This is a genomic window from Lutimonas sp. (genome assembly GCF_051011215.1).
In the GTDB taxonomy this organism is placed as follows: domain Bacteria; phylum Bacteroidota; class Bacteroidia; order Flavobacteriales; family Flavobacteriaceae; genus Lutimonas.
The window spans coordinates 1-7,982 of the sequence record NZ_JBPCUJ010000074.1; the positions used below are offsets into that span (position 1 = coordinate 1).

Consider the following 7,982-nt stretch of genomic DNA (forward strand, 5'->3'; position numbering starts at 1 on the left):
TGTTTAATGGAATATCAATTCATTCGGTTCAATATAAAAATACAGATTTGTTTGTCAAAAAAAATGTATTGATTGTCGGTTCCGGAAATTCAGGAGCCCAAGTACTGGCTGAAGTTTCAAAAATAGCGCATACCCAATGGGTCACATTGGCTGAACCACATTTTTTGCCGGACGATATTGATGGACGCTATTTGTTCAATGAAGCAAATCAAAAGTATTTGGGAAAATCAACAGGGCCTACAAAATCGCTGAGTGATATTGTAATGGTGGAAAGTGTCAAAGAAGCCAGATCCAGAAAAGTGTTGCGGGCGAGAGGGCCGTTTCAATCTTTTTTTGAAAATGGTGTAATTTGGGAAGACGGAACAAAAGAAAATTTTGATGCTGTAATTTGGTGTACCGGTTTTAGGGCTGATCTCAAACACCTATCTCCATTAGGGCTCATTGAAAATGACAAAATAGAAACCAGGCATACACGTGTTTTAAAAGAACCCAATCTATGGTTGATTGGCTATGGCAATTGGACAGGTTATGCGTCGGCCACCATCTATGGTGTGGGAAAAACGGCCAGAGAAACGGTCTTAGAAATTACAGAGGAGATTACAGCCCATTAAAGAAAAGTATTTGAATTGATGACCTTTCTAACCGTGATTTAATAATACCTGGTTATAGTAAAATACCAACATGGAAGAAAAAGAAAAACCCAGGCTGTCATGATTAACAGCGATTATTACTCAATTGCAGTCTAAAAGAATCATTACTGCAAAGCAGCTTGCAGAAAAACACCAGGTGAGTATAAGAACTATTTACAGAGATATTCGCACACTTGAAAAATCAGGAATACCCATTGTGACAGAAGAAGGGAAAGGCTATTCAATAATGGAAGGCTATCACCTGCCACCTGTTCTTTTTACAGAAGAAGAAGCAAATGCTTTAATCACCATAGAACAACTAGCCATTAAAAATAAAGATTCATCACTTGTTACGAACACCACAAGTGACATAGAAAAAATAAAAGCTATTTTACGATACTCACAAAAAGGGAATGCTGATTTATTGGCAGACAGAATTTACTTTGGTGGAAACAACAAAGAAGAGAAAACAAGTAATAACCTAATGCAAATACAATCTGCTATTACCCAAAATAAAGTCTTAGTCATGGACTATCTTTCTTCGGAAGATAATCGAAGCCATCGAAAGATTGAACCATTTGCCATCTACAGCATCCACGGAGATTTTCTGCTCATTGCCTTTTGTCGATTGAGGAATGATTTTAGAAACTTTAGAATTGATTTTATCAAGGAACTCTTGCAAGAAGACGAAATTTTTACGCCGCACAATATGACCATGCAAAAATATTTTAAAGATTATATACAATAGTAGAAACACCCCTGACATAAGGTTGTCATAGTCCCAATATATCTTTGCTATGTTATAAACTAAAAGCAATTAAAAATGGAAACATTCAAAATTATTACACTCTCTTTATCAGGTCTTTTGTTACTCTTTGTTGGAGTTATGAGATTAAGTAATCCGATAAAAACCTATTTAAAAAATTCAGGAATTAAACTTGAAAAGGAAGTTAACTTGTTAAATGAATTAAGAGGAGTGAGCTCTGTTCAGTTATGTGCTGGAATTATTATTTTATTGGGAATATTTATTAGCAAATTAACAATTATTTCTTTCGCTGTTGCCACTTTGATTTTTCTTGGATTTGCAATAGGCAGATTTATAAGTATAGGTATAGATGGAAAGCCAAATAAGCAATTAATTCAAGGGTTGATTTTCGAAATAGTTTTTGGCTTGGCAAATATATTTGTTCTTATTAATATGCAAATACTCTAGAAATTAAAATCTATTTCATAGTTCTAAAAATGACAAAAAAATAGTTCAAAATACTGACAAACTAATTTTTTTTTCTAAATTTATTCAAGGAAAGAAATCGATTAGATTGATCCAGTAAACAAGGTTTGTAAAACCTGAGCACCCATGTCGAAATGTTTCGTTTTATACATAAGGCGTTAACATCATTTAATTTCGTCTTGCGGTGTTTTATTATTCAGAATGCTTGTTATATTTTTATTAAATGAATATCAGAAACACATTTTAAGCTTAATGAAACACGTTTTGTATTTAGTATTATTGATCGTATCAAATTATTGTTATTCGCAACACATAAGTAAGGAAGGTTTAACTTTTGAAGTGATTAAGGCAAAAGAAATTAATGAGGAAAGTTTGAGATTCAAGCAGATAAAGATTTCGAATAAGAAAATTACAAAAGTAATGGTGAAAATTAAAATTAAATCTGATCGATTTAATAAAACGAAACTAAGCGCTATATCTTTGGTAGATTCAGTGCATAAAATAAGATATAGTTTGATGGATTATATTGGATCAGCCTGCGCTGTAGGTTGCGCGGCTGAGTCGCCAGTTTACAGAAAAACTCAATTTTATGACAAGAAAGGTAAGCCTATAAAGTATGGACCACCTTTTGATAGTTCTCAAAAAGATTATTTCTATGATTACTCTATAGAAGGTATTAATGATTTCAATATGAAATTGAAATTTGGAAGCAAGAAGCATCTAAAATCAAGTCAAATTTATTTTGGTGAAGCGAGTAGTAAGAAAGTTAATGGAAATTTCTATTTCACGATTTTCAATGAATTTTTGGAAAGCAATTATGAACTCTATTATAAAGATGAGAAAATTGCTGATATAGAATTTGAGGTTGTAAAAGAACCCTTAAAAACCTACAATACAGATTGGAGTTATTAAGAATTTAGTCTTATATAGTAAGGCATTATGCAATAAAGTTTGGTCGAAGTGAAAAAAATGATTCAGATATTCTTGATCTTCATTTTAAAATGCGATTGAATAATTATACTACTTTTCTTTATTTTCATTTTCATATGTGTCCAAAAGATAATGTGATGTGAGAGCAAATTGACTTTCGAGACTATTTAAATGCCGATTAATTACTTGCTAAACAATACGAAGCATTGAAACTCGAGTTGGCATCTAAATTTAAAAATGACAGAGGATCCTATATGCTTGAGAAAACAGATTTTGTAAATGGAACTTTAGACTTGATCAACTACAAAACCGAATCTTGATACTTTATACAAAGCAATATGTTCATTAGAATTATATCCTATTGTTTACTAAATTGTAAAGTAGGGTGAAAATAGGTTAACTTTAATATTAGCTTTGGCTCAAGATGACACCCTTGGCATTTATGGGCATCAAATAATCTATTTCAACAATTGAATAATATTTATTTTGTAGGTTTTTCCAATAGGAATTATATGATCAGCAATGATAATTCGATTGCCCTCAATACTTTTGATATCCTTTTTTGATACGGCAAAAGATTTATGAACTTGGATGAAGTTTTCGTCATTTAATAATTCTAAAACTTCTGAAATTTTTTCTCTGATGGTAATAGTCTCGCCGGAAGTAATCACCTTGGTATAATTTCCGGATGCTTCAATATATTGGATGATATCGATTTCTACTTGTGTATATTTTTTATTAGATCGTAGAAAAATACGTTTCGAAATATTGTTGTTTTCTGATGGAACTGATGGTTGAATGGCAGGTGAGCTAAACGTTTTATTGATAGCTTTTAAAAAACGTTCAAAGCCAAATGGTTTTAACAAATAATCAGAAATATTTAGTTCGTAACCTTCAAGCGCATATTCCTTATAAGCAGTTGTTACAATTACTTTTGGTGGGTTTTTTAATGTCTTTAAGAATTCAAAACCTTTCAATTTTGGCATATTTAAATCTAAAAAAATCAAATCAACATCATTTTTATTCAAATATTCAAATGCCTCTAATCCGTCGTAGCAATTTTTCATTAACTGCATATTAGGCAATAGATCACAATAACCTTTGATAATATCGTGGGCAATATATTCGTCGTCAATAATTAAATATTTAATCATAACTGCAATGTTAATTTAGACTTATATACATTCTCATTTACAGCGAAAGATAAGCTATGTTTTTTTGGATACACCAGTTCTAATCTTCGCTTTAAATTTTTCAATCCAATACCCTTGTCTTCTTTTGGAAGGGTAGGATCAAAATTATTTTCAGTTTCAAACAGCACTTTGTTGTCCTTTGCTTTTATGCTAAGATAAACATAGGCTCCTTTGCTTAAGTTCTCTACACCATGTTTAAAAGCATTTTCTAATAAAATAATAAAAAGCAACGGCATTACTTTGTAATCATCTTCAATTTCAGATTCAAACTTAATGTCAATTTTTTTGTGATACCGCATTTTATGGAGTTCAATATAATTATGTAAATAATCAACTTCTGCTTTAAGTGTTACCATTTCTTTTTCACCTTCATAAATACTGTAGCGCATCATGTCTGAAAGCTTAAGGATTAAGGCTTGTGCCTTTTTTGTGTCAGTACCTACCAGGCCGTATAAATTATTGAGCGTATTAAAAAAGAAGTGGGGATTTACCTGACTTTTCAAATGAAGCAATTCTGAGGTTGCTTTTTCATTTTTTAAGCTGAAAAAGGAAATAACTTGTTTAATAAACCATAAGAGGCCTAAAATAATTATTACCAGATAGTACAAGAGAATTAGAACGACAATTGAGCTTGGATAGCCTTCTAAAAAAATAACAGAATCTTCGTCTGTTGTAATTAAATCAAAAACAGTTATGAGTATGGGGACAAGTGCCAATACCACTGCAATTAGAATAATTGGCACCCATTTTTTTCTATTTCTATTCAGTATCATTTGGTAAAATTAAGTTGATAATACTTAGCATCAAAAAAAGTTGACAAACAATCTTCTGAGCGTGTTCAAAATAGTTAAAAGTGGTACGAAATCACTTTAAAGACAGTAATCGTTTTTGTGTCACAGGTACATATCTGTATATCCCTTTTGTTTTAATTGTCTGTAGTTTGAAATTAGTTTTGCACAACATTAATTCATAAATCAACAGAAATGAAAAAGCAAATAGTCAGATACCTGAAACATATTTTCGGAACGATCTTTATCTTATCACTAATTGGTGTCGTCATTATCATCTCGCTGAATGGGAGTTTTGAATATGGAGATAACCCAGAAAGCATCAATTTGGAAAAAGACGGTCCTTATGTTTTTTACGAAACGGATAGTACGTTACATGTTAATTATATAAGAGGGAACAAGGTAGATGGCTTCTATCTTGATGAAACAGAATATTCCACCAGTGATGAAATAGCGGTAAACTGCTACTTTCCACTTGATGCTTCCAGTTTTGATTTTACCATACATTCTGAAATGATTACACCTAAGACTACTTATGCAGATCAGGAAGCCATTTTAGCTATTTCTGATATTGAAAGTGGTTATAAAACGTTTCGAGATTTTTTGATTACAAATAAGGTCATTGACAAGAATTTGGACTGGATTTTTGGGAAAGGACATCTGGTTCTGGTCGGAGATTTTGTGGACAGAGGCTTTTCAACAACACAAGTTTTGTGGTTTATTTACAAGCTGGAACAAGCAGCTAAAAATCAAGGCGGACAGGTGCATTTTATTATTGGAAATCATGAACTGTATAATATGCAGGGAAAATTCAAATCCGCATCCTATAAATATTATGGTGTAGCCTCCATTCTGGGGAAACAACATCATGAATTATACAATAAGAATTCATTTATCGGGAGGTGGATGGCTTCTAAAAATACGTTGGAACTTATTAATGGACATCTTTTTACGCATGGTGGAATACATCCCGACATACAAGATTATGACATTTCAATTGATCAGGTCAATCAGATAAACAGAGCGCATTATGATCAATCATACTTTCCAAAACCCAAAGAATCGGTTTCGCAGTTAATTCTTTCTAATAAGAATGGAATTTGCTGGTACAGAGGTTATTTTAAGGACGATTTATCTCAGGAAGAGGTGGAGAAAGGAATCGATAAGTTTAATGCAAAAGCAGTTGTAGTTGGGCATACCTTGCAATGGTCTGTTAAGAAATTATACAATGGAAAAGTGTTTGCGATAGATGTAAAACATCCAAAAGATTACAATAATAACTGGCCCGGAAAAAGCTCAGAAGGCTTGCTGATACAAGAAGGTAAATACTTTCGAATTTTAGCGGATGGAGATATGATTGAACTATAAAAAAAATTAAAAAAATGAAAACTAAATTATATAATATTTTAAACAAGCCTTATGCCGTGGTTCTGGTCATGCTTATAGCGCCATTATTTGGATTTATTGATCGAAACTTTGTCTTTTTCTTTGGCCTTGGTATTGCCTTCTTGTTGTTAAAAGGAAGTAAATTTGAATGGGCACGGTTTGGAATAGGGCAGAGAATAAGTGGAAAAACCCTTGTCAGGAGTTTGCTATTAGCGCTGGCTCTTTTTACTTTATTTTACGTCATTATAGATCCAATACTTCAATTATGGCTGGGTGACTTTGATTTATCATCTATTAATGATATCAGAGGGAATTTCGGTGGATATGTTGCTTTAATGATCATTATGTGGGTATTTGCGGCGTTTGGGGAAGAATTCTTGTTTCGTGGTTATTATATGAAAGGATTGGCTGAGTTATTAGGCAATAGTAATAAGGCGTGGATACTTGCGGCACTTATGACATCGCTCTATTTTGGGATATCTCATGCATATCAAGGTCTCATTGGAGCAGTGTCTGCGTTTTTATGGTCTTTCGCTATTTCACTGATCTTTACTAAAAACAAGAATAATTTGCTCTTGCTCGTTTTGATTCATGGGATTTATGATTCCATAGGGATCACACTTATATATTTGAATAAGGATCACCTGATTTTGGAATGGGTGCAACAGTTGTTTTAAAAGGCATTATTTGTTTGCTAAGGTGAAAATCTTTGAAAATGGTAGACTAAAACAGTTTCTAACAACGTATCTTAGTAATGACTAAGAAAGCACAAGCCCCTTGGTCTGTGCTTTTTTTGGTTAATGAATTCAAAAAACAGATATATGATTGATCAAAAGAATCCTTTCGGACTACATACGGTTACACCTTATCTGATGGTATCAGATGCAGAACGCTTATTGCAATTCCTTCAACATGTATTTGATGCAAAATTGCGAGGAGATATTAGCTATCGGGCTGATGATACTGTGGAGCATTCAGAAATTATGATTGGGGACTCCATTATAATGATGGCAGAACCCAGTCCTCAATTTCCTGAGATTAAGCCAACATCCTGTGGCATGTATGTATATGTGAATGATTGCGATAAAGTATATGAGAAGGCCTTGAAAAAAGGAGGTTTATCAATTTCAGTCCCAACTGATTATCCGCATGGTGACAGGTATGGTGGAGTAAAAGATTTTGCTGGAAATATCTGGTGGATTGTAACTCACAACAAGAAATAGCCAGAAATGGCTGATTCAGGTTTCCCCAAAAAAACATACATTTATACATCGGAGTAGTCGGCATAAATTAGTCTGCTATAAAAGATTGCTGAGACAGATGATCTGCCGAATACAAACTACCTCACCGAATAGGTTTGGTATCACTAACGATGATAACGTGCCAATGATCAACTTTTTTAGGAAAATTCGACAAGGACTGCTTTCAGAAGGAAAAACTGGAAAGTATTTGAAATATGCTTTTGGAGAAATTATACTCGTGGTGATCGGAATTTTAATTGCACTTTCTATTAATAACTGGAATGAGAACAGAAAAGAGCGCGTACAAGAAGGAATTATTTTACAGCAATTATTAAGTGATTTTACGAGTAATTTGGAACAACTGGATCAAAAAATATCTTTTAGAAATGATTTTATGAAATCGTCATTGGGGCTTTTTGAAATGATCGATAATCCGCAACTTCGAAACAAAGACAGCATTGATATTCTCATCGGAAGAACTATGCCATATGCGACCTATGACCCTATAGTTGTTGATTTGGCCGGTTCCGGTGAATTAGGACTTATTCAAAATACAAGCCTTAAACAGGCACTTACACATTGGT

At 32.9% G+C, this 7,982-nt stretch carries 9 protein-coding genes and 2 pseudogenes; 9 read left to right on the top strand and 2 right to left on the bottom strand.

The window, feature by feature from the left end:
* The 5 genes and pseudogenes from ACR2MV_RS07130 to ACR2MV_RS07150 form a co-directional block, all read left to right on the top strand.
* A pseudogene (locus ACR2MV_RS07130) lies at positions 1 to 611 on the top strand (pyridine nucleotide-disulfide oxidoreductase); the annotation flags it as partial.
* A gap of 124 nt (positions 612 to 735) precedes the next feature.
* Positions 736 to 1,377, top strand: a complete 642-nt coding sequence (locus tag ACR2MV_RS07135) for a helix-turn-helix transcriptional regulator (RefSeq protein ID WP_434021217.1) — start codon at positions 736 to 738, stop codon at positions 1,375 to 1,377.
* Between the two features lie 75 nt (positions 1,378 to 1,452).
* On the top strand, positions 1,453 to 1,842 hold the full coding sequence (locus ACR2MV_RS07140; RefSeq protein WP_434021218.1) for a DUF4345 family protein: 390 nt from the start codon (positions 1,453 to 1,455) through the stop codon (positions 1,840 to 1,842).
* A 438-nt stretch (positions 1,843 to 2,280) separates the two neighbouring features.
* Entirely contained in the window at positions 2,281 to 2,772 is a 492-nt protein-coding gene (locus tag ACR2MV_RS07145; RefSeq protein ID WP_434021219.1) for a hypothetical protein, read from the top strand.
* A 218-nt stretch (positions 2,773 to 2,990) separates the two neighbouring features.
* A pseudogene (locus ACR2MV_RS07150) lies at positions 2,991 to 3,110 on the top strand (hypothetical protein); the annotation flags it as partial.
* 138 nt (positions 3,111 to 3,248) lie between these two features.
* On the opposite strand, the gene ACR2MV_RS07155 reads toward ACR2MV_RS07150, so the two are convergent.
* Together ACR2MV_RS07155 and ACR2MV_RS07160 are read right to left on the bottom strand one after the other, a co-directional pair.
* Positions 3,249 to 3,944, bottom strand: coding sequence for a LytR/AlgR family response regulator transcription factor (locus tag ACR2MV_RS07155; RefSeq protein ID WP_434021220.1), 696 nt, complete (start codon positions 3,942 to 3,944; stop codon positions 3,249 to 3,251).
* Positions 3,941 to 4,756 (bottom strand): sensor histidine kinase, encoded by an 816-nt coding sequence (locus ACR2MV_RS07160; protein ID WP_434021221.1) that lies wholly within the window; start codon positions 4,754 to 4,756, stop codon positions 3,941 to 3,943. The genes ACR2MV_RS07155 and ACR2MV_RS07160 overlap by 4 nt, the downstream gene beginning before the upstream one ends.
* 210 nt (positions 4,757 to 4,966) lie before the next feature.
* On the opposite strand from ACR2MV_RS07160, the gene ACR2MV_RS07165 reads away from it, so the two are divergent.
* The 4 genes from ACR2MV_RS07165 to ACR2MV_RS07180 form a co-directional block, all read left to right on the top strand.
* Positions 4,967 to 6,139 carry a metallophosphoesterase gene (locus ACR2MV_RS07165; protein ID WP_434021222.1) on the top strand — a complete coding sequence of 391 codons (1,173 nt, stop codon included), beginning with the start codon at positions 4,967 to 4,969 and terminating at the stop codon, positions 6,137 to 6,139.
* Positions 6,140 to 6,153: 14 nt separating this feature from the next.
* Positions 6,154 to 6,834 (top strand): CPBP family intramembrane glutamic endopeptidase, encoded by a 681-nt coding sequence (locus ACR2MV_RS07170; protein WP_434021223.1) that lies wholly within the window; start codon positions 6,154 to 6,156, stop codon positions 6,832 to 6,834.
* A gap of 144 nt (positions 6,835 to 6,978) precedes the next feature.
* Entirely contained in the window at positions 6,979 to 7,380 is a 402-nt protein-coding gene (locus tag ACR2MV_RS07175; RefSeq protein ID WP_434021224.1) for a VOC family protein, read from the top strand.
* Between the two features lie 97 nt (positions 7,381 to 7,477).
* Positions 7,478 to 7,982, top strand: a 505-nt coding sequence (locus tag ACR2MV_RS07180; protein ID WP_434021225.1) for a DUF6090 family protein, incomplete at its 3' end; no start/stop codon positions are given.

Coding starts and splice junctions, on each gene's coding strand:
- ACR2MV_RS07165 (WP_434021222.1), top strand. CDS start 4,967: ATGAAAAAGCAAATAGTCAGATACCTGAAACATATTTTCGGAACGATC.
- ACR2MV_RS07175 (WP_434021224.1), top strand. CDS start 6,979: ATGATTGATCAAAAGAATCCTTTCGGACTACATACGGTTACACCTTAT.
- ACR2MV_RS07155 (WP_434021220.1), bottom strand. CDS start 3,944: ATGATTAAATATTTAATTATTGACGACGAATATATTGCCCACGATATT.
- ACR2MV_RS07170 (WP_434021223.1), top strand. CDS start 6,154: ATGAAAACTAAATTATATAATATTTTAAACAAGCCTTATGCCGTGGTT.
- ACR2MV_RS07145 (WP_434021219.1), top strand. CDS start 2,281: ATGGTGAAAATTAAAATTAAATCTGATCGATTTAATAAAACGAAACTA.
- ACR2MV_RS07140 (WP_434021218.1), top strand. CDS start 1,453: ATGGAAACATTCAAAATTATTACACTCTCTTTATCAGGTCTTTTGTTA.
- ACR2MV_RS07160 (WP_434021221.1), bottom strand. CDS start 4,756: ATGATACTGAATAGAAATAGAAAAAAATGGGTGCCAATTATTCTAATT.